This is a genomic window from Clostridium frigoris (genome assembly GCF_018861865.1).
Lineage (GTDB): Bacteria > Bacillota > Clostridia > Clostridiales > Clostridiaceae > Clostridium_AD > Clostridium_AD frigoris.
On sequence record NZ_JAHLDV010000024.1, the window covers coordinates 14,997 to 35,948 of the forward strand.

17 protein-coding genes, 1 pseudogene and 2 riboswitches are annotated in these 20,952 nt (G+C 31.1%); of the genes and pseudogenes, 14 read left to right on the plus strand and 4 right to left on the minus strand.

Annotated features, from left to right (window positions below; translation table 11 throughout):
• Positions 1 to 486: 486 nt before the first annotated feature.
• Positions 487 to 2,313, plus strand: a complete 1,827-nt coding sequence (gene glmS, locus KPL37_RS11285; RefSeq protein ID WP_216149382.1) for a glutamine--fructose-6-phosphate transaminase (isomerizing) — start codon at positions 487 to 489, stop codon at positions 2,311 to 2,313.
• A 299-nt stretch (positions 2,314 to 2,612) separates the two neighbouring features.
• On the opposite strand, the gene KPL37_RS11290 is transcribed toward glmS, so the two are convergent.
• Together KPL37_RS11290 and KPL37_RS11295 are read right to left on the minus strand one after the other, a co-directional pair.
• Positions 2,613 to 3,173: a hemerythrin domain-containing protein gene (locus KPL37_RS11290; protein WP_216149384.1), complete on the minus strand. Its 561-nt coding sequence runs from the start codon at positions 3,171 to 3,173 to the stop codon at positions 2,613 to 2,615.
• Positions 3,174 to 3,367: 194 nt separating this feature from the next.
• Entirely contained in the window at positions 3,368 to 4,078 is a 711-nt protein-coding gene (locus KPL37_RS11295; RefSeq protein ID WP_216149386.1) for a Crp/Fnr family transcriptional regulator, read from the minus strand.
• 219 nt (positions 4,079 to 4,297) lie between these two features.
• Here KPL37_RS11295 and KPL37_RS11300 point away from each other — a divergent pair.
• The 4 genes and pseudogenes from KPL37_RS11300 (at position 4,298) to cbiM (ending at position 8,798) form a co-directional block, all read left to right on the plus strand.
• Positions 4,298 to 5,529, plus strand: a pseudogene (locus tag KPL37_RS11300) (FprA family A-type flavoprotein).
• Between the two features lie 448 nt (positions 5,530 to 5,977).
• Positions 5,978 to 6,931 (plus strand): cobalt ECF transporter T component CbiQ, encoded by a 954-nt coding sequence (gene cbiQ, locus KPL37_RS11305; RefSeq protein WP_216149388.1) that lies wholly within the window; start codon positions 5,978 to 5,980, stop codon positions 6,929 to 6,931.
• Entirely contained in the window at positions 6,924 to 7,739 is an 816-nt protein-coding gene (locus KPL37_RS11310; RefSeq protein ID WP_246578239.1) for an energy-coupling factor ABC transporter ATP-binding protein, read from the plus strand. The genes cbiQ and KPL37_RS11310 overlap by 8 nt, the downstream gene beginning before the upstream one ends.
• Before the next feature lie 18 nt (positions 7,740 to 7,757).
• The gene (gene cbiM / locus KPL37_RS11315) at positions 7,758 to 8,798 is read left to right on the plus strand and encodes a cobalt transporter CbiM (protein ID WP_216149390.1); all 1,041 of its coding nucleotides are present in this window, start codon (positions 7,758 to 7,760) and stop codon (positions 8,796 to 8,798) included.
• A 100-nt stretch (positions 8,799 to 8,898) separates the two neighbouring features.
• Here cbiM and KPL37_RS11320 read toward each other — a convergent pair whose 3' ends face one another.
• Entirely contained in the window at positions 8,899 to 11,325 is a 2,427-nt protein-coding gene (locus KPL37_RS11320) for a transglycosylase domain-containing protein (RefSeq protein WP_216149392.1), read from the minus strand.
• A 931-nt stretch (positions 11,326 to 12,256) separates the two neighbouring features.
• On the opposite strand from KPL37_RS11320, the gene rd reads away from it, so the two are divergent.
• The 7 genes from rd (at position 12,257) to rbr (ending at position 18,040) form a co-directional block, all read left to right on the plus strand.
• Complete coding sequence (gene rd, locus KPL37_RS11325; protein WP_216149421.1) at positions 12,257 to 12,418, plus strand: rubredoxin; 162 nt, start codon at positions 12,257 to 12,259, stop codon at positions 12,416 to 12,418.
• 247 nt (positions 12,419 to 12,665) lie between these two features.
• On the plus strand, positions 12,666 to 13,001 hold the full coding sequence (locus KPL37_RS11330; protein WP_216149394.1) for a YnfA family protein: 336 nt from the start codon (positions 12,666 to 12,668) through the stop codon (positions 12,999 to 13,001).
• A 100-nt stretch (positions 13,002 to 13,101) separates the two neighbouring features.
• Positions 13,102 to 13,222: riboswitch (SAM riboswitch) on the plus strand.
• 82 nt (positions 13,223 to 13,304) lie between these two features.
• Positions 13,305 to 13,405, plus strand: a riboswitch (SAM riboswitch).
• Positions 13,406 to 13,524: 119 nt separating this feature from the next.
• Entirely contained in the window at positions 13,525 to 14,520 is a 996-nt protein-coding gene (locus tag KPL37_RS11335) for a methionine ABC transporter ATP-binding protein (protein ID WP_216149396.1), read from the plus strand.
• Positions 14,521 to 15,177, plus strand: coding sequence for a methionine ABC transporter permease (locus KPL37_RS11340; protein ID WP_246578240.1), 657 nt, complete (start codon positions 14,521 to 14,523; stop codon positions 15,175 to 15,177).
• Between the two features lie 81 nt (positions 15,178 to 15,258).
• Positions 15,259 to 16,059 carry a MetQ/NlpA family ABC transporter substrate-binding protein gene (locus KPL37_RS11345; RefSeq protein WP_216149398.1) on the plus strand — a complete coding sequence of 267 codons (801 nt, stop codon included), beginning with the start codon at positions 15,259 to 15,261 and terminating at the stop codon, positions 16,057 to 16,059.
• Between the two features lie 116 nt (positions 16,060 to 16,175).
• On the plus strand, positions 16,176 to 17,360 hold the full coding sequence (locus KPL37_RS11350) for a MalY/PatB family protein (protein ID WP_216149400.1): 1,185 nt from the start codon (positions 16,176 to 16,178) through the stop codon (positions 17,358 to 17,360).
• Between the two features lie 95 nt (positions 17,361 to 17,455).
• Positions 17,456 to 18,040, plus strand: coding sequence for a rubrerythrin (rbr, locus tag KPL37_RS11355; RefSeq protein WP_216149402.1), 585 nt, complete (start codon positions 17,456 to 17,458; stop codon positions 18,038 to 18,040).
• Positions 18,041 to 18,119: 79 nt separating this feature from the next.
• On the opposite strand, the gene KPL37_RS11360 is transcribed toward rbr, so the two are convergent.
• Complete coding sequence (locus KPL37_RS11360) at positions 18,120 to 18,839, minus strand: EcsC family protein (RefSeq protein WP_216149403.1); 720 nt, start codon at positions 18,837 to 18,839, stop codon at positions 18,120 to 18,122.
• 291 nt (positions 18,840 to 19,130) lie between these two features.
• Here KPL37_RS11360 and KPL37_RS11365 point away from each other — a divergent pair, with 291 nt between their 5' ends.
• Entirely contained in the window at positions 19,131 to 19,823 is a 693-nt protein-coding gene (locus KPL37_RS11365; RefSeq protein ID WP_216149405.1) for an iron-sulfur cluster assembly scaffold protein, read from the plus strand.
• A 22-nt stretch (positions 19,824 to 19,845) separates the two neighbouring features.
• On the plus strand, positions 19,846 to 20,847 hold the full coding sequence (locus KPL37_RS11370; protein WP_216149407.1) for a GGGtGRT protein: 1,002 nt from the start codon (positions 19,846 to 19,848) through the stop codon (positions 20,845 to 20,847).
• Positions 20,848 to 20,952: the final 105 nt, after the last annotated feature.

The window sequence follows — 20,952 nt, forward strand, 5'->3', positions numbered from 1 at the left end:
AAGCTTTCAGTCTATTATTTAATTAATACAGTGAGATGCTGAATATTTTGATAGAGGAGGATAGAGAGATATAAATTATTAACAAGCGCCAGGACTCATAAGGAGAATAAGTATTATAAATTATGAGTTGACGAGGATGGGGAGTATCGAATCTTCGGCGGATGCCCCGCGGTAGCGCACTACCGTTAATGATTGGTAAAAGCGAGAAGTGATTTTCGTGACAAGATCAATCTGGTGTTAAAACCTTTATAAATATTACGATGCCTTTAGATAATATGAATCATCTTCGGGTGATAAACATTATTTAAAGGTGATGAATTAATTAAGTATGATATTCGTCTATGATTATAATTATGTAGTGTGAGTTTTTTCATATAATAATATTATGTGGAGGAAGCGGTAGTACTATTTTAATAATTATGAATAAAATGGATGAGAACTGTGCTTACTTAGTTTGCAAAAAATAAATTTAAGGGGAAGATGTATATGTGCGGAATAGTTGGATATTTTGGAAATAAAGAGGCTCAACAAATATTGGTGGAGGGTCTTAGAAAATTAGAATATAGAGGATACGATTCAGCAGGAGTCGCAATTATAGAAAATGGAGTTTTAAATGTTACTAAGTGTAAAGGAAGACTTGCAAATTTAGAAGCTGAACTTGTGGAAACTCCACTTAAAGGACATGTTGGAATAGGACATACAAGATGGGCTACTCATGGTAAGCCATCAGATGAAAATTCTCACCCACATACTAATGAGAAAGGAACTATTAGTGTAGTTCATAATGGGATTATTGAAAATTATATCCATTTAAGAGAATGGCTAATGGCAAAAGGATATAAATTTGTATCTGAAACTGATACAGAAGTTATACCACACCTTATAGATTTTTATTATAAAGGAAACATTGTTGAAGCTGTAAAGAAGGCTACTACAAAAATGGAAGGTAGTTATGCAATAGCAGTATTATGCAGTGATGAACCAGATAAATTGATAGCTGTAAGAAAAGATAGTCCATTAATAGTTGGACTTGGAAAAAATGAATTTTATGTAGCTTCTGATATACCAGCAGTGCTTAATCATACAAGAGAAATATATTTATTGGAAGACAATGAATTTGTTGTTATCTCAAATGATGGAATAAAGCTTGAAGATATAGAAGGCGACGTTATAAATAAAGAAGTTTTCCATGTAACTTGGGATGCTGCTGCTGCTGAAAAAGGTGGATATGAGCATTTTATGTTAAAAGAAATCCATGAACAACCAAAGGCAATTAGAGATACAATGACTTCAAGAATAGTTTTAGGTGAGCTAATTACACTTGATGATATATATATAACTAAAGAACAAATACAAAAATTAGATAAAATATATATTGTAGCTTGTGGAACTGCATATCATGCAGGCGTTGTAGGTAAATATGTTATAGAAAAACTTGCAAGAATACCAGTAGAACTAGATATAGCATCAGAATTTAAATATAGAGATCCAATAATTGACAAAAACACATTAATGATAGTTATTAGTCAATCAGGAGAAACTGCAGATACTATGTCAGCATTAAGACTTGCAAAGGAAAAAGGAGCAAGAGTAATAGCTGTAACAAATGTTGTTGGTAGTGCTGCTTCAAGAGAAGCTGATGATGTACTATACACATGGGCAGGACCAGAAATAGCAGTTGCATCTACAAAAGCTTATGCAACTCAACTTATAGCAATGTATATAATAGCATTGTTCTTTGCTCAGAATAAAGAAACTATGAGCATGGATAAAATTGAAGAAGTTAAAGCAGCAATGCTTGAACTTCCAGAAAAAGCTGAGGAAATGTTAAAAGATAAAGAGACTATACAAAAGTTCACATCAAAAACTTATATGCATAAAGATATGTTCTTTATAGGACGTGGACTTGATTATGCAGTAGCACTCGAAGGTTCATTAAAACTTAAAGAAGTATCTTATATCCATTCTGATGCATATGCAGCAGGAGAACTTAAACATGGTGCAATAGCACTTATGGAAGAAGGAACTATTGTTATAGCAATGGCAACTCAAGAGGCTCTATTTGGTAAAATGGTAAGTAATATACGTGAACTTTCTACTAGAGGGGCAAAAGTATATGCTTTCGCACCTGCTGGTCACACTGAAATTGAAAAGTCAGTTCATTCTGTAACTTATATACCAAAAGTATTGGATATATTATCACCAGTAATATCAGTAATTCCACTACAATTATTAGCATATTACATGGCAATTCAAAAGGGTTGCGACGTTGATAAGCCAAGAAATCTTGCAAAATCAGTAACTGTGGAATAGGGTAAGAGGATAGAAAATTAATTTTATACAAAGAATGAAAATTGTTATAAAAAATGAAGGTATACAGAGTAATCTATTGTATACCTTCATTTTTTAATTCCTAAGTTTTAAGCACCCATAAATATATCTATATAGTCATCTACATTTTTATTCCACCAATAGTTGCTGCTTTGTCATCAAATGATTTTAAGTCATTAGTAAGTCGTGAGTCTTTACGAGGCTTTCAGTCTTACCACAAACTAACTGTTTATTATCTTCAAGTGTAAAGTCACAATAACCTATTGTATCGCATCTTCTCTTCATATTAGCCCATACTTCATTTCAAGCATTTCTAAAGCATCTATATATTTCTTTTGTAATTGCTTTTCAGTTGCCAGAGATTCAAGATTTTCACAACTTATATTTATATCTTCAATGTCAGCCTTACTTAAAACTCTTCTAGCAAAGGTATATATCAATTTATCTTCTTTATCAATATGTCTTGTTAATAAATCACTATAACATATAGAATTTGCTATTATATCAACTTGTGAATCTAAGTCACCGTTCTTTACTCGTACAAGAGCTTCCTCTAAAAGTGTTATGTGTTGTCTTCCCAAATCATGTTCTATATACATTCCAGACAAGGGGCCTTTCACCATCTTTTCGCCTAATTGAGTTTCCATCTTTTTGAATAAAACAACTTCTTCCTTATTGTGATGATGTTTATCGGCGTAATTTCTAACAAATAAAATCATCTTTTCATAAGATGCAAAATCAACAGTATTAGTATTCAATATATCTATGCTTAATTTCCTAAATACTTTTAACCCTCGTGATATATATTTGTGTTCCTCCATCATTAAATCTATTGCATCCATAATTAAACCTCCTAATTTTTTTAATTTAATATCGAAGCGACCCTTGAGATGATTAACCTATAATCGATATTATTAACTTCTTTAATAATAGAATACTAGTTTTTACAATATAAAACGGTAACTTATGTTACAAAATTTTAAAATAAAAAATAAACCTAAAAGCTTTTAATTGCATTTAGGTTTATTTGAAATTATTATTCTACATATGATCTCAACATATCTATTTGTTTTATAATTAGTACTTTGTTGCCCTTAAGACTAATAATACCTAGTTCTTCAAATATACTGAGTTTTCTACTTATGGTTTCTCTTATGACTCCAACATAATTCGCCATCTCTTCTCTATTAATAGGTAAGTTGATCTTAAGACCTTGATTAACAGGGGCACCATACTTTTCTCCAAATTCTAAAAGCATAAATGCAATTCTTATTTCTGCATCATTAGTAGCCAGATTTTGAGCAAGATTTTCAGTTTGAGTTAGACGTTTTGAAATAACTTGTAATAACTTTAAGGATATTTTCGGGTTACTCATGATAATTCTATCCATATCTTGTTTGGTTAATGTACATATCTTAACATTTGATATAGCATAAGCATCAAAATTATATATTTCATCATTACTAAATAGGCTTAATTCTCCAAAGAAATCACCACTAGTGAAGATATGAACTATTTGCTGCTTGCCTTCTTTTGTTAACTTAGATATTTTTACTTGACCTTCATTAATAATAAACAAGGTATCTGATTTTGCGCCAAGACTACAGAGCATGTCTCCTTTTTTATAGACTTTATGTCCTGTCATGTCAACAATTTTTGCAAGTTCATCGTCAGATAGAAATGAAAAAATCGGCACTTTTTTAGCACACAGGCTATGATTACAATTTCCACAACTACAATCTTCCATATATATCACCTACCGTTTATTATAATAACATTTTTAATTTATTGTGGTCAAATAATAATAAATATATTCTCTTAATATTTTCATTTTGTGATTTGAATCATATTTTTAAAATCAAAACAATTATAGAATGAGGTTATAGGAAAGCGACAACGTGTGAGAATAAATTAAAATATAAAATAAATAAAAATATAAAATAAATTAATTTAGGAGGAATACATTATGAGTAAAAAAGTTATGCTAGGTGAAGATATCTATTGGGTTGGTAAGGTCGATGATAGGGATGTACCTTTTCATAGATTAACATTAACTAAAGGGACAACTTATAATAGTTATTTATTAATGACGCAGAAACCTACAGTAATAGATACTGTTGATATGAGCTTTGGACGTGAATTTGTAGAAAATTTAAAAAGTATAGTTGAACTTGAAAAGATTGAATATATTGTAATTAATCATACTGAACCTGATCATTCTGGTGCACTAGGAAGCTTGGCGGCTAAAGCAAAAATGCTGTAATTGTATGTACAGGGCTGGCTGTAGATCAACTCAAGGAAATGTATAAACTTCATAACAGAGAATTCCTAATTGTAGGGGATGGAGATACTCTTGATATAGGAGGTAAAACACTAAAATTTATAGAAACACCTTATCTTCATACAGCGGAGACAATGATAACTTATTGCATCGATGACAAAATTTTATTTCCTTGTGATATATTTAGTACTCACGTAGCAAATTATGAGTATTTTAATGATATGGCAAAAGAGGACATAAATGCTGATTATATTGGATATTATAAATTGATAATGCACCCTCATAGAAGATATGTTCAAAATATGATTGAGAAAATCAGAAATTTAGATATAAAGATGATAGCACCATCTCATGGATTTATAATTAGGGATAAGGTTCAGAGTTTTATAGATATTTATGATGACATGAGTAAAAATATAGAGATAGATAAAAAAGCATTAGTTCTTTATTCTACTATGACAGGTAGGACAAAAAAGATTGCTACTATTATTAAGGAAGAATTTGAAAATCAAAATATACACTCTGAAATTATGGATGTAAATAAAATACCAAAAGAAGAAGTAATGAAAGCTATAGATGAAGCAGACGTAATTTTCTTTGGAAGTTCTACAAAGTATGCAGACATTATTGGAAATATGGAAGAGATACTAAAAAGTCTTAGTGATTTAAACCTAGGAAACAAGATAGGGGCAGCATTTGGTTCTTATGGTTGGAGTGGAGAAGCTATAGAAGTAGTTCAGGATTATTTGAAGAGGACTGATATTAAAGTTTTAAGTACCTCGGATGTGATTAAGTCTACTGGTATGATCGATATAGAGTTCCCGATAAGAATTAAGTTTTCACCAAGTATTAACAATATAAAGAGTATTGAAAGTGCAGTTATTTATACCGCTGATTTATTACTTAGTATAATATAAAATTATTAGGAAGTTAAAGAAATACTTGTGGGATTTAGATATATTGCAACTTTGAATCATGCTGAAATAATAGTTAATGTAGGCAAAATTAGACACTTATTATTAATCCAAGGATGCTATGGTGCAAGAGCAGGAAGGCTGTTTCTAAATGTATTTAAATATATTTAGAAATAGCTTTATTTTTGTATACTTTAGTATCACTATACGATAAAATAAGGTGTGTAGTATTTTACCAAAACATAGATTTAGCGTTTGATAAAATACTAGAGTATAAGTGCTTTTATTATTATAAATTTGTATGTTACGAGAGTATACGATTGCTTAAAAATCAAATAAATATATAATTTTATTAACGACCACGAAGGTTGATTTCTGTATATCAGTTATTAATTTTTGTGCTTTTATTTTTTGAGGATTTTAAAGAAGGCTAATTTGAAGGAGAAACCAAATGGATTCGAAAAATCAAGTGCCGGATTGGCTGTTGAATAGTGGAGAGATAGGCATGTGCCCATGTGCGTGTATTGGTAAAAGGAAGAAAGGTAGTTTTTTAGAAAAGACTATTAATGGTATTGCTAAACTTTTAAAGGAAGTTATCTTTTTTGAAGATATAGCCTTTCAAAAGGGATTTTTACAAAAGTTAGATCCAAGAATAAAAGTAATATCTTTAGTTGTATTAATATTAACATCTACTTTAATTCATAATGTACTGATATTAACCATTCTTTATTTAATATCATGTATTTTAGCTAAAATCTCACATGTCTCATTAAGATTATATTTTAAACGAATATGGTTAATTACGCCACTTTTTACGGGAGTTGCTGTATTGCCATCAATTTTTAATTTTGTAAGACCCGGAACTACTTTAATTTCACTTATAGATTTTGGTCATCAAGTACATTTGGGTCCATTAATATTTCCGTCTGTTCTGACGATTACATCACAAGGGGTATCAGGTGCTATTTTGCTAATAGTCAGGGTTGGGGTTACGGTTTCTTTAGCTTTTTTATTTACGACTACAACAAGGTGGGCTAATTTGCTAAAGGCATTAAGAATTTTGCTTTTACCAAAAATATTTATTACAACACTTGAGATGTGTTATAGATATATATTTATATTATTAAATATTACAACAGATATGTTTGTTGCGAGAAAGAGTAGAACGTTTAGTAAAACATCCTCAAAAGAGGGGCGTCATTTCGTATCTAATGCCATAGGAAGTCTCTTTGGCAAAAGTTATGCTTTAAGTGAAGAAATATATGGAGCTATGCTATCGAGGGGGTATAAAGGCGAGCCTGTTATTATGAACAGATTTCGTTTTACTTTACTTGATTTCCAATGGCTTTTAGGTGTCATAATTTGTGTCTTAGTAGCTTTTGGAGGTGAAATTATTCTTGGATAGGGAAAAAGTAATGGAACTTCGCGATGTATCATTTGAATATATGCCTAGTGAAATGGTACTTAAGGATATAAATTTAGATATTTATAGTGGTGAAAAGGTAGTTATTTTAGGGGCTAATGGGTCAGGTAAATCTTCACTTTTAAAGATTCTTAATGGCTTAATATTCCCAAGTAAAGGGAAATATAGCGCTTTTGGTCAACTTGTTACGGAAGAAACATTAAATGATGAACAGTTTGCACAGGCTTTTCGTCAAAGAATTGGGTTTATATTTCAAAATTCCGATGCACAATTATTTTCTACAAATGTATGGGAAGAAATAGCTTTTGGTCCTTTACAAATGAAGTTTAACGTTAAGGAAGTAGAAGAGAGGGTTAATGAAGTTATTAGAATGCTTGAACTAGAATCGTTGAAAGATAGGCCGCCTTATAGATTAAGTGGTGGTGAGAAAAAGAAGGTAGCTATTGCATCTGTATTATCAATAAATCCAAAAATTTTGATATTGGATGAACCTACCAATGGCTTGGATCCACGAAGTCAAAGGTGGCTAATAAATCTATTAGTAGAGCTTAATAATGCAGGTAAAACTTTAATTACATGTACTCATAATCTGGACATTGTTTACGAAATAGCAGATAGGGTGATAGTTTTTAATGAAGATCATAAAATTGTTGCTAGTGGTACGCCGAAAGATATATTATCCAATAAAGAATTATTACTTTCTGTAAATCTTATAGATGAGCATTATCATAGTCATCTTCATGTAAGTGATAAAAGTATGCAGCATGATCATTATCACAGTCATGAATAATTTTAAGGAGGAGATATTATGCACATACCTGATGGATATTTAAGTCCTCAAACATGTCTGGTACTCGGAACTGTAGCAGTTCCAATAATAGGAATAGCGGCTATAAAGTTAAAGAAGACATTAAAGGATAAGCAAGTTCCACTACTGGCAGTTGGAGCAGCTTTTTCGTTTACAATTATGATGTACAATGTACCAATACCAGATGGGACTACAGCGCATGCGGTAGGAGCTTCACTACTTGCCATAATTTTAGGCCCTTGGGCTGCCGTAGTTGGAGTGAGTATTGCACTTATAATTCAAGCGTTTTTCTTTGGAGATGGTGGAATTCTTACATTAGGGGCTAATATTTTCAACATGGCATTTGTGATGCCGTTTGTAAGTTATTATATATATAAGTTAATATCAGGTAAATCTGAGATTTCATCAAAACGTAGATTTATTGGTTCAATTATAGCAGGATATTTAGCAATTAATATTGGAGCTTTGTTTACTGGAATTGAACTTGGGCTTCAGCCATTATTATTTCATAAACTCGATGGTACTCCATTGTATGCACCATACACTTTGATGCAAACACTTCCAGCTATGATGTTTGCACATCTTGCAATAGCAGGACCTGTTGAAGGAGTAGTAACAGGACTTGTAGTAAAATATATGCAAAAATCGAATCCTGCCATGCTTATGATTTATCCACCTAAAAAAATTTTAACTGAAAAATCGCAGACGATAGGTAGTTTAAAGAACTATTGGTATATTTTGATAACTTTAATTGTTTTTACGCCGCTTGGATTATTAGCTAAGGGGACTGCTTTTGGTGAATGGTCTATTGTTGATTTAAAATCAACACTTGGATTTATACCAGAGGGAATGGCAAAACTTTCTGATAAATGGAATTTTATGTTGCCGGATTATTCTGTGCCAGGATTTGGTGATAATTTCTTTAAGTCATCTTTAGGGTACATATTTTGTGCAATTGTTGCTTTAATAATAATATTAGCTATAACTGGAATTATAAGCTTTCTGCAAAAAAGAAAAAATGCTGCTGATAATGTTAATTAATCATATTATTTAATAAAGGAAAGGGTAAATGTTAAAATAAACATTTACCCTTTCCTTTTAATGAAATATTGCTAATTAGCACTTGTTTTAGATTCGTATTTTATTTAGGTTTATTTATGGTAGTTCCATTACCGGTACCAGTATCAGTACCGGTGTCAGTACCAGTACCAGTACCAGTATCAGTACCGGTTCCATTTCCAGTACCGGTTCCATTTCCAGTACTGGTTCCATTTCCAGTACCGGTTCCGGTACCAGTACCAGTTCCAGTTTCAGTACCAGTACTGGTTACAGTACCAGTACCAGTACCATTGCCGGTGTCAGTTCCATTATTTTTGGTAGGTGTATTTCCTTTTAAAGGTTTTTCTAAATTAGATTTTTTAGTAGTATTTTTCTGATTGTCATTTAGATTATTTTTAGTTGTATTATTTGATTGATAGTTATCGTCGCTTTTTAAGTTGCTACCATTTGGGTTTAGATCAATATATAACGTATCCATTAATACTCCATTTCTATTAACTACTGTACTAGGGCGAGTGAAATCTTTTTGAACTAAACCTTGATGTAGATATTCCATATATTCTTTCCATATATGCCCTGGTTCATTAGCGCCAAACATGTTCTGCGCAGCTGGTGTATCATCTCCTACCCATACAGAGGTTGTATAGTAGGGAGTATATCCTATAAACCAACAGTCTTTAGATTGATCAGTAGTTCCTGTTTTGCCTGCGGCATAAGGATAGTTACTAAGGGATAAACCATTTCCGGTTGAATAACTTTCAGTTAATACACTCTTTAAAGTATCAGTCATAAGGTAAGAGGCACCGCTATCATACACTTTAGTTTGCTTATATTTATTAACAAATAATACTTGATTAGTTACTGTGTTAGTTATTTTACGCACGTTAGTTGGTTCTATGAAAGTGCCATTTCTTGAAAGGGTTGAATATCCCGAAGCCATTTCAACAGAAGTAACGCCCTTTGTAAAACCACCTATTGCAACTACAGGATATTCCTCTGGGGTTATATATTTGAAATCCATATTTTGCAAATATTTAAGCGATTTCTTTACACCATAGTCTTTTACTAGTCTAACTGGAATGGTGTTTATAGATATATCAAGCGCATATTTTAAAGATACAGAGCCACGGAATATAAAATCATCATTATTTACTTTATCTATTGGTTCATCTATATATGCACTTGCTGGGATATATCCTCTTTCAAATGCAGGAGTATATGCTATTAATGGTTTTATAGAAGAACCTGGCTGTCTTACCCCTAAAAATGCTCTATTAAAAGTATTACCATTTTGACTTCTGCCTCCAACTATAGCTACAACTTCTCCTGTATTATTGTCTATTGTGACACTTGCACCTTGCTTTTTATATAAACCAGTGGTCTGATTTAATTGTGTATAATTTGCGAGTTTATTATCAACTACACTTTGTAATTTTTCTTGCTTTGAAGTATCAATAGATGTATCTATTCTATATCTACCACTAAGAAGAATTATTTCTTTTTTATTATATTCATCTTGATACTTATCAAAATAAGTTTTGCTATCATTATCATTACTAAAAGAATATCTTAAAACAAAACCATCTTGCTCCATTAATTTTAGTGTTGCATTGTAAACGGCATATTGAACACTGTAATCCATAGGTGTTGTTTTTACATAAGGTTTTACATTTAATTTAATTACCTCTGCTTTTGCATTATTAAATTCAATTTGTGATATTTTACCCAAGCTTAACATTTTATCTAAAACTAAATCTCTTCGATTTATTGCATTGCCCATGTGTTTAATAGGGTTATAGTAAGATGGATTGTTAGGTATTGACGCAAGCATAGCTATTTGTGAAACATCTAAGTCTCTGTTGTTTTTTTGAAAGTAAAATTGTGACGCACTTTCAATGCTATAACAGCCATTACCGTAGTTTACGTTGTTTACATAGAATTCTAATATTTGTGCTTTGGAATATTTTTTTTCTAAATCTAGTGATATAACAGATTCTTCTAATTTTCTCCATATAGTTACATCAAATGTAAGAAATACATTTCTTGCTAATTGTTGCGTTATTGTAGAACCACCTTGAAGTACTGCTCCTTTGGATTTTATATATACCCAGATGGATCTTCTTATACCTTTATAATCTATTCCATTATGTTCATAAAACCTCTCATCTTCAATTGAAGTAACAGCTTGGCTTATATATGGATTTAAGTCTGCATCTTTTGTGTAATAATATGAGTTAGTTTTAAATTCTTTTAATAGAAGACCATTATTATCGTAAACTTGTGTTGGTTTTCTGGTATTAAAAGCAGTTTCGTTTATATTTTGGGCTATGTTGTTACCGGCTACAATTGTTGATTTTATTTTGGCATTATATTTAAGGTAAATATATCCTGAGGCTGCTGTAGCTGATATGAATATTACAATGAAAAATATCAATAAAACTTTAACAATTCTTTTCCAAAGTTTCTTTTTAGTCGTTGTTGTTTCTATGATTTCTGCATTATCATTCATTAATATTTCCTCCTTTTTTTTATTCTACAAAAAAGAAATTGTCCAGGGGAAGGCCTTGGACGACTATAATTTTCGTATACACAATGGAGGTAGCATTTTGTGTAATGTGTTTTTGACCGAGTAGCAAAGGATATTTAGTCGTCGCAAATAATTTTCTGTTTTAAAATTTTAAAGTAAGTATGAAAAAATATGTATTAATGAAACATCATAAGTCTCTATTATACTATTAATAAACGTTTTAGTTTATGTATTTATAATATAATTATTTTACATTTTTGTCAATAAAATGGTATAAGGCAATTTGTATTCTTTAATTGTTAATGATAATAAAAGAAAAAAATCAATAAAGTCATTTTATTATGAGAATAAAAGATTATACTTTATATATAATAGATACCATAATAATACATTATATTATTATTTATATACTAATAATACATAATATGATAAAGTATTTCAACAATAAACCAAATATATTGTATATGTAAACAAGTTTTAAAGATAGTTGTTTTAAGGAAGCTATAAAATCAGGAATTTTAAATGAAAAACAATTAGATTTAAAAAGTTTCATTAATTGTCATTGCTTTAAAATCATATTTAATATAGTTGTTAAAATTTGTATTAATAAGTTCGCTTTGTTCATATTTTATCTCCAGTAATTTGATGCAAATACTTGATTATAATAAGAATAAATGTAAGGAGTTATATGCTGAATTATTATAATATATTGTAACATAAATAGTTAAAAAATTACAAAGGATTAAAAAAATTTGGAAATTAATCAAGAGATATTGACATTATAAAAAACATATATTATGATGAAATGGAATTAGGTTTATAGGTATATTATTAAAAGAGTGTGGGAAAATAAGTTTGAGAAAAATCAATGAAAAAAATCATTGAAAAAAATCAATTCGGAGGAGATGTTTTTATGGATAAATATGTTTGTTTGGTATGCGGGTATGAATATGATCCAGAGGTAGGAGATCCAGATGGCGGAATAGCACCAGGCACTAAGTTTGCAGATATTCCGGAAGATTGGGTTTGCCCACTATGTGGAGTTTCAAAATCAGAGTTTGAAAAAGTAGAATAAAAATAAAATATAACCAATATAATGTAATCTAATGGACAGGTATATTTAATAAATTATTAAATATACCTGTTTTTTGTAGTTCACAAAAGAGAACTAGGGTTTGAAATTTTAAATAATGTTATGTGTTATTAGTAGATTTAATTCGAAATTAAGTATGAGTATGGTTATCAAATGACATTGAAATTGAGAATCATTTATGATATAGTAAATTGAATTATATATGGTTTTGAGCATTAAGGAGATATATATGGAATTAATTAAGTCGGTATTTTATTTTATAGTAGCGGGAATATTTGAAATAGGAGGGGGCTACCTTATATGGATATGCTTACGAGATGGGAAAAGTCTTTGGTACGGAATTTTTGGAGGGGTAGCACTTATTGTATATGGTGTAATTCCAACATTGCAACCTCCAAGCGCTAATTTTGGTAGAGTATATGCAACATATGGTGGTATCTTTATTGTATTATCAATATTATGGGGCTGGAAGATAGAGAATATAATTCCTGATAAATTTGATTTGATCGGTGGTATTATAGCAGTAATCGGAGCTCTTATTATTATGTATGCTCCAAGAGGGTAAAATTTAATAAAGAATAAAAATTTCTAAAAAAGAATTAGGGTTACTTCTTTACATATTAAACATATAATGATACTATAGATATAATTTAATAAATTAGTTATTCTCATCAAGAGAGATAGAGGGACCGGCCCGATGACATCTCGGCAACCATCAGACAGTAAATGTCTGGATAGGTGCTAATTCCTGCGTTAAGTTAATAGTAACTTAGCGGAAGATGAGAGAGGTGTCATTGAATATTTATACCTCTTTCATCATTAACGGTGAAAGAGGTTTTTGATTTTTTATAAATTAAAATTTAATAATGTCTTATCAAGAGAGGTGGAGGGACTGGCCCTATGAAACCCGACAACCAGTATCGAAGGATACATGGTGTTAAATCCTGCAGTATTGCTGCAAGATAAGAATAAGTTTGGAAGTAGTGCCCAAGTTTATTCTTGGGTGCTATTTTTTAGAATTATAAATATCATGGCAATAATAAAATTTTAAAAATGAATTTTTAGAAATTAAGAGGAGCGGAGATATTATGATTAAGGTTAGTGGCATAAGTAAAAGTTTTTCAGATGTAAAAGTATTAAGTAATGTTTCCTTTACAGTAGATAAAGGCGATATTTACGGTGTTATTGGTCATAGTGGTGCTGGAAAATCCACTTTGCTTAGATGTTTTAATGGGCTTGAGACATATGATGAAGGCACTATTAACATAATGGGCAAAGTGGTTAATGAATTAAGCCGTAAAGAGCTTCGTGAGTTTAGAAAAGATGTAGGAATTATATTTCAAAGTTTTAACCTTATTAACAGTAAAAATGTTTTTGACAATATAGCATTTCCACTTGAAGTATGGGGGCATGATAAAAGCTACATTAAAGAAAGGGTAGATAGCTTAATAGATCTAGTAGGTCTTAATGATAAAGTAAAAACAAACGTAAAGCAGTTAAGTGGAGGGCAAAAGCAAAGAGTTGGAATAGCAAGGGCACTCGCGCTTAACCCTAAAATATTACTTTGTGATGAGGCGACTTCTGCACTAGATCCTAAAACTACAAAATCTATATTACAGCTTTTAAGAGATATAAATAATAAATTCAATATAACAATCGTTGTAGTTACTCATCAGATGGAAGTGGTAAAAGAAATTTGTAATAAATTTATTCTTCTAGAAGGTGGTAAAATTAAAAGTCACGGATTTACGGATGAATTATTTATTAAACCAACAAAAGAGATGAAAATACTTATTGGTGAGGAAGAATTATTGCCTAGCACCGGTTATAATATTAAAATATTTTTTACAAAGGAAATTACTCAAAGCTGCTTAATAACATCTTTAGCAAGGGAACTTGATATTGATTTCTCAATAGTATGGGGAAGGCTTGAAAAATTTCGAGATAGCGTAATGGGGAGCCTTATTATAAACACAAATGAGGAAAATAAAATGAAAATATTAAAATATTTAGATGAGAGATCTATAGAATGGGAAATTGATTTTGAATTAGAACAAGGCCAATTAAATAAGGAGGGAGTATAAATGACATTTGAAGAGATTTTAATACAAATTTTACTGCCTGCGCTATTAGATACGCTATATATGGTGATATTATCCACGATTTTCACAGTTATTTTAGGGTTTATTGCAGCGGTTGGGTTAATTATAACTGGGCCTAAAGGGCTAAGACCAAATAGCTTAGTTTATAAAAGTTTAGATTTAGTAGTTAATATACTTCGTTCGTTTCCATTTATAATACTTATGATATCTATATTCCCTTTAACAAAGTTAATTGTTGGAACTACTATAGGGTCAACTGCAGCGATAGTTCCACTAACTCTTGGAGCAGCTCCGTTTGCTGCAAGAATAATAGAATCTGCACTACTCGAGGTGGATTATGGGATTATTGAAGCAGCTAAATCTTTTGGTGCAAAAACTCATCAAATCATATTTAATGTTATGTTAAAAGAGGCACTGCCATCTATAGTTCTTGGGATTACATTAACAGTTATAAATATTATAGGATATTCAGCTATGGCTGGAGCAGTTGGTGGTGGAGGTCTTGGAGATGTAGCACAAAAATATGGATATTATAGATTTCAGACGGATATAATGATATATACGGTAATAATATTAATTATAATTGTGCAAGTCATACAAGCATTAGGAAATTTATTATATAGAAAAATGATTAAATAAGATATTAATGATATTTAACATCAAATATGATGATTGAATTATAGATTATAAGAAAAGAAAGATTAAGAGGGGGGCATTAAAATGAAAAAAATATTAAGCATATTATTATCAGTAGTTGTAATTTTTACATTAGCTGGCTGTGCTGCGAAGAAAGAGGCAGTTACAACTGATAAAAAAATTATCAAAGTGGGTGCTTCACCAATTCCTCATAAAGAGATATTAGAAGTTGTAAAACCTATACTTGCAAAAGAGGGATATACTCTTCAAATAGTTGAATTTACCGATTATGTAACACCAAATACAGCATTAGCTGAGAAACAACTTGATGCGAATTTCTTTCAACACGTACCTTATTTGACAGAATTCAGTAAGTCAAAAGGTTTAGATCTGACTTGGGCTGTAAAGGTTCATATAGAACCAATGGCTTTATACTCTGCTAAATATAAAAAGCTTAGTGATATAAAAGAGGGAGCAAGTATCGCTATTCCAAATGATCCTACAAATGGTGCAAGAGCGCTTAGAGTGCTTGAGAAAGCAGGTCTAATAAAATTAAAAACGGGAGACCTTATTTCAAAAATTGATATTACAGAAAATAAAAAGAATTTAAAAATAACTGAATTAGAAGCACCTCAACTTCCAAGGGTTCTAAATGATGTAGATGCAGCAGTTATAAATTCTAATTATGCAATGACAGCTAAATTAAAATTAACAGATGCGTTAGCAGTTGAAGCAAAGGACTCACCTTATGCAAATGTACTTGCTGTTAGAAACGAGGATAAAGATAAACCTTATATAAAAGCACTTTCAAAGGCTTTGACTTCTCCGGAAGTTAAGAAATTCATTTTAAGTAAATATAAAGGTGCTGTAATTCCTGCCTTTTAAAGGTAAAAATAAATGAATGTAATACTTTAAAAAAATAAAATCACTTTGCTTTGAGCGTAAAGCTAAAAGCGAAGTTTTTTTTGTGATATTAGTACAAAGGAAAAGGAGATTTTAATATGGAAATAAGGCAATTTTGCACAAAGTATGCAATGGATAGAGTGGGCACAAATTCGTTGAAATGGGATGCTTTAGATAAACGGTATGGTGATAAAGATTTAATACCTATGTGGGTGGCAGATATGGAATTTAAAGCTCCAGATGTAGTAGTAAATGCAATGAAGCAAAGAATAGAACACGGTATATTCGGATATTCTTATGTGCCTGACTCCTACTATAATTCTTTCATTAACTGGGAAAGAAACCGGCATAACTATAAAGTGGATAAAAAGTGGATACGGTTTTCAACTGGTGTAGTTGTATCTTTATACTGGTTTGTTAATGCATTTACAAAGTTTGGTGACTCAGTACTTATTATTACTCCTGTGTATTATCCGTTCCACGATGCGGTAAAAGATACAGGTAGAAAATTAATTACATCTGAATTAATTAATACAAGTGGGGTATATACCATTGATTTTGAAGATTTCGAGAGAAATATTATAGAAAATGATGTTAAATTATTTATCCAGTGCTCTCCACATAATCCAGTTGGTAGGGTTTGGACAGAAGAAGAACTTGATAAAGTGTTATCTATATGTAAAAAATATAATGTACTTGTTGTTTCAGACGAAATACATCAAGATATTATAATTGGAGAAAATGTGCAAATACCTGCAGCCATAGTAAGTGGGGCAAAGTATGCAGACAATATAATAACGGTTACAGCACCGTCAAAAACTTTTAACCTAGCTGGACTATTAAATTGTAATATAATTATATCTAATAAGAAGGTAATGGCAAGATACGATGCGTATTCAAAAACCGTTAATAAAACAGAAGTTAACATTATGGGACTAACTGCAGCAGAGGCTGCTTATAATTATGGAAAAGAGTGGCTAAACTCTCTACTTGATGTGATAAAGCATAACTACAACCATGTAAAAGAAAGACTGGGAGATAAAGCACCAAAAATAATTATTAGTCCGTTAGAAGGAACTTATCTTATTTGGATGGATTTGAGGGGGTATATAAAACCTAATGAAACCAAAGCATTTATACAGGGTAAGTGTAGACTTGCTGTTGATTATGGAGAATGGTTTGGTGAAAATTGCAAGGGATTTATTAGATTAAATATGGCTACCAATCCTAAGTATGTTGAAAAGGCTGTGGATAATATAATAAAGAATATCAATTGTTTGTAAAATGTAATGATTTAAAAGAGGAAAGTTATCGTATTTATAGAATACCTTAATATACGATTATTTTCTCTTCGGAGAAAAACAAGGAGGGATTTTTTATGAAAACATTAAAAGGAACAGAAACTGCTCAAAATCTTATGAAATCATTTGCGGGTGAGTCACAAGCTAGAAATAGATATACTTATTATTCATCTGTAGCAAAAAAAGAAGGGTACATACAAATATCTAATATATTTACAGAAACGGCAGCGAATGAGAAAGAGCATGCTGAAAGATTCTTTAAGTTTTTAAATAGAGATTTATGCGGAGAAGTGGTAGAAATTAATGCAACATATCCTGTAGCGCTTGGAGATACGAAGGTGAATTTATTAGCTGGGGCTAATGGAGAAAATGAAGAATGGACAGATCTTTACCCAACATTCGCAAAAGTTGCTGACAAAGAAGGTTTTCCAGAAATAGCTGTAATTTATAGGAAAATTGCTGAGGTCGAAAAACATCATGAAGAAAGATATAGACAATTACTAAGCAATGTAGAAAATAATACAGTGTTTAATAAAGAAGAAATAGTTATGTGGAAATGTGGCAATTGTGGTTATATTTTTGAGGGAAAAAGTGCTCCTAAATTATGTCCAGCATGTGCACATCCTCAAGGATATTTTGAAATATTATCAGAAAAATTCTAATTATACTTTAAAAATTTAGAATAAAAAAAGCCCTCATTTTAATTAAATTAATTTGAGGGTTATTTTTAGTGTGCATAGGTTATTTTTTAAAAATCCTTAATCTATATGCATTAAGTGCAGTATCGTATAATTTATTCATAAGTTTATAATTAGCATATGCACCAACAACTAATCCAATACCAGGAACAAGCTGTAACATTTTTGCCAGATCTATGTAATCTCTATATTCTTGTTGAAAAGTTTTCCAATCAAAAGAATTTACATCCTCAGGTAAATTTTTCACGTGATTATCCCAATTTGATACTTGGGTGTAAATTTCAATTCTTCTTTTATCACTTGAAAAAGCTAATTGAAAAACATATAGAATATATAATCTTTCTTTATAATCTTGAACATCGAAACCATATATACTAGCTATTTCATACAAAAATTTGATTTTTAAACTTAGAAGAATAGGGAAGTCTGCAAGGCCGACTAAAAGTCCGGCACCACCAGTGCCAGCACCGCTTACAGTTGCAGCCTTTCTATAAAAATCAATACTACTTTGGGCCATTGCTTCACGGTCTTCAAGGGAGGTATTAGTAATTGGCGATTTCGCCGTATATTCAGAGCCTGTGAGTACAAGTTTTGTCATATTTTCAATTGAACTATTAATAAGATCTTGAATTTTATCAGGAAGTAAGTTATTCATCTTATTTTGTATACCCTTAGCAAAATCGCTTGAAAAAGAAGGTTCCTTTTTCATCTTTTCTTGCCATAAAAACATTTCTTTTAGTGAGTTTTCTTCATAATTATTCATAATTGCCTCCTTATAAAATTAATATTAGGATGTAATTCTAATTTGTCGCCTTATATAATTATAATTATTTTAGAGGCAATATTCAATTAATTATTTAAAAAATAAGAGTTAGTGCATTAAATAAGTTTGTAACTAAATTATCAACTTCTATTAATACTATTGTTAAATTAGATTATGTTTGCTAAAATAGACTTGTTAAGATATTTCAATATTGACCCAGTGGGATTTTTTAGTGCCCACTAATTATAAAGTTTATTAAATTACCATCTACATAAGGAAGGAGATAATATTATGATTTATTCATCAGAAGTTTCAGAAATGATTTGTGTTGCTAAAGGACCTAATCATGGTTCAGCACCAATTCCTGAAGAAGGAAAATGGGTACAAAGTAAAGAAATTAAAGACATCTCAGGTTTAACACACGGAATTGGTTGGTGTGCTCCTCAACAAGGTGCCTGTAAGCTAACATTAAACGTAAAAGACGGAATAATACAAGAAGCATTAGTTGAGGTAATAGGATGCTCAGGTAGTACTCATTCAGCTGCAATGGCATCTGAAATACTTCCAGGAAAAACTATTTTAGAAGCATTAAATACAGATTTAGTATGCGATGCAATAAATACAGCTATGAGAGAATTATTCCTTCAAATAGTATACGGAAGAACTCAAACTGCATTCTCAGAAGGTGGACTACCTATCGGTGCTGGACTTGAAGACTTAGGCAAAGGCCTTAGAAGTCAAGTTGGTACTATGTATGGAACACTTGCTAAGGGACCAAGATACCTAGAAATGGCTGAAGGATATGTATCTAATATTGCACTTGATAAAAATAGTGAAATAATTGGTTATAAATTCGTTCAACTTGGAAAAATGATGGATATGGTTAAAAAGGGTATGGATGCTAACGAAGCTATGGAAAAAGCTACTGGAACTTACGGTAGATTTGACGAAGCAGTAACAGTAATCGACCCAAGACAAAAATAATATAAAAAGGAGGAATAATAAAATGGCTTTATTTGAGAGTTATGAAAGAAGAATAGATCAGATACTACCCGTATTAAAAAAACACGGAATAAATTCACTAGAAGAAGCAAGAAAAATATGTGAAGATAAAGGTATTGATGTTTTTGGAATAGTTAAAGGAATTCAACCAATAGCATTTGAAAATGCTTGTTGGGCATATTCTGTAGGAGCAGCTATTGCAATTAAAAATGGTTGTACTAAGGCTGCAGATGCTGCAGTTTATATAGGCGAAGGACTTCAATCATTTTGTATACCAGGTTCTGTTGCAGATGATAGAAAAGTTGGAACTGGTCATGGTAACTTAGCAGCTATGCTACTAAGAGAAGAGACTAAATGTTTTGCATTCCTAGCTGGACATGAATCATTTGCAGCTGCTGAAGGTGCAATTGGTCTTGCAAGAGCTGCTAATAAAGTAAGAACTAAACCATTGAAAGTAATATTAAACGGTCTTGGAAAAGATGCAGCTTATATAATTTCAAGAGTTAATGGATTTACTTATGTTCAAACAAAATTTGATTACTATACTAGTGAATTAAAAGTAGTTAAAGAAACAGCTTATTCTGATGGAGAAAAAGCTAAAGTTAGATGTTATGGCGCAGATGATGTACGTGAAGGCGTTGCAATAATGCATTCAGAAGACGTAGATGTATCAATCACAGGAAATTCTACAAACCCAACAAGATTCCAACATCCAGTTGCTGGAACTTATAAGAAAGAAAGATTAGAAGCAGGTAAGAAATACTTCTCAGTAGCATCAGGTGGTGGTACAGGAAGAACACTTCACCCAGATAATATGGGAGCAGGTCCAGCTTCATACGGAATGACTGATACTATGGGAAGAATGCATTCAGATGCACAATTCGCAGGTTCTTCATCTGTTCCAGCTCATGTTGAAATGATGGGATTAATAGGAATGGGAAATAATCCTATGGTTGGTGCTTCAGTTGCAGTTGCAGTTGCAGTACAAGAAGCAATGAGCAAATAAATTTTTTATTGAATGTTAATAAAAAAGTCCCTCATCTTGGTTTCTTATGTTCACAGAAAAGCTTAGGTTAAACTAGATAGGGACAAGCCTCACATTAAGTCATAA

What these genes read in the sequence shown, in the direction of transcription:
- glmS (WP_216149382.1), top strand. Translation starts at nt 487, where the DNA reads ATGTGCGGAATAGTTGGATATTTTGGAAATAAAGAGGCTCAACAAATA.
- KPL37_RS11290 (WP_216149384.1), bottom strand. Translation starts at nt 3,173, where the DNA reads ATGGATGCAATAGATTTAATGATGGAGGAACACAAATATATATCACGA.
- KPL37_RS11295 (WP_216149386.1), bottom strand. Translation starts at nt 4,078, where the DNA reads ATGGAAGATTGTAGTTGTGGAAATTGTAATCATAGCCTGTGTGCTAAA.
- cbiQ (WP_216149388.1), top strand. Translation starts at nt 5,978, where the DNA reads ATGGATTCGAAAAATCAAGTGCCGGATTGGCTGTTGAATAGTGGAGAG.
- cbiM (WP_216149390.1), top strand. Translation starts at nt 7,758, where the DNA reads ATGCACATACCTGATGGATATTTAAGTCCTCAAACATGTCTGGTACTC.
- KPL37_RS11320 (WP_216149392.1), bottom strand. Translation starts at nt 11,325, where the DNA reads ATGAATGATAATGCAGAAATCATAGAAACAACAACGACTAAAAAGAAA.
- rd (WP_216149421.1), top strand. Translation starts at nt 12,257, where the DNA reads ATGGATAAATATGTTTGTTTGGTATGCGGGTATGAATATGATCCAGAG.
- KPL37_RS11330 (WP_216149394.1), top strand. Translation starts at nt 12,666, where the DNA reads ATGGAATTAATTAAGTCGGTATTTTATTTTATAGTAGCGGGAATATTT.
- KPL37_RS11335 (WP_216149396.1), top strand. Translation starts at nt 13,525, where the DNA reads ATGATTAAGGTTAGTGGCATAAGTAAAAGTTTTTCAGATGTAAAAGTA.
- KPL37_RS11340 (WP_246578240.1), top strand. Translation starts at nt 14,521, where the DNA reads ATGACATTTGAAGAGATTTTAATACAAATTTTACTGCCTGCGCTATTA.
- KPL37_RS11345 (WP_216149398.1), top strand. Translation starts at nt 15,259, where the DNA reads ATGAAAAAAATATTAAGCATATTATTATCAGTAGTTGTAATTTTTACA.
- KPL37_RS11350 (WP_216149400.1), top strand. Translation starts at nt 16,176, where the DNA reads ATGGAAATAAGGCAATTTTGCACAAAGTATGCAATGGATAGAGTGGGC.
- rbr (WP_216149402.1), top strand. Translation starts at nt 17,456, where the DNA reads ATGAAAACATTAAAAGGAACAGAAACTGCTCAAAATCTTATGAAATCA.
- KPL37_RS11360 (WP_216149403.1), bottom strand. Translation starts at nt 18,839, where the DNA reads ATGAATAATTATGAAGAAAACTCACTAAAAGAAATGTTTTTATGGCAA.
- KPL37_RS11365 (WP_216149405.1), top strand. Translation starts at nt 19,131, where the DNA reads ATGATTTATTCATCAGAAGTTTCAGAAATGATTTGTGTTGCTAAAGGA.
- KPL37_RS11370 (WP_216149407.1), top strand. Translation starts at nt 19,846, where the DNA reads ATGGCTTTATTTGAGAGTTATGAAAGAAGAATAGATCAGATACTACCC.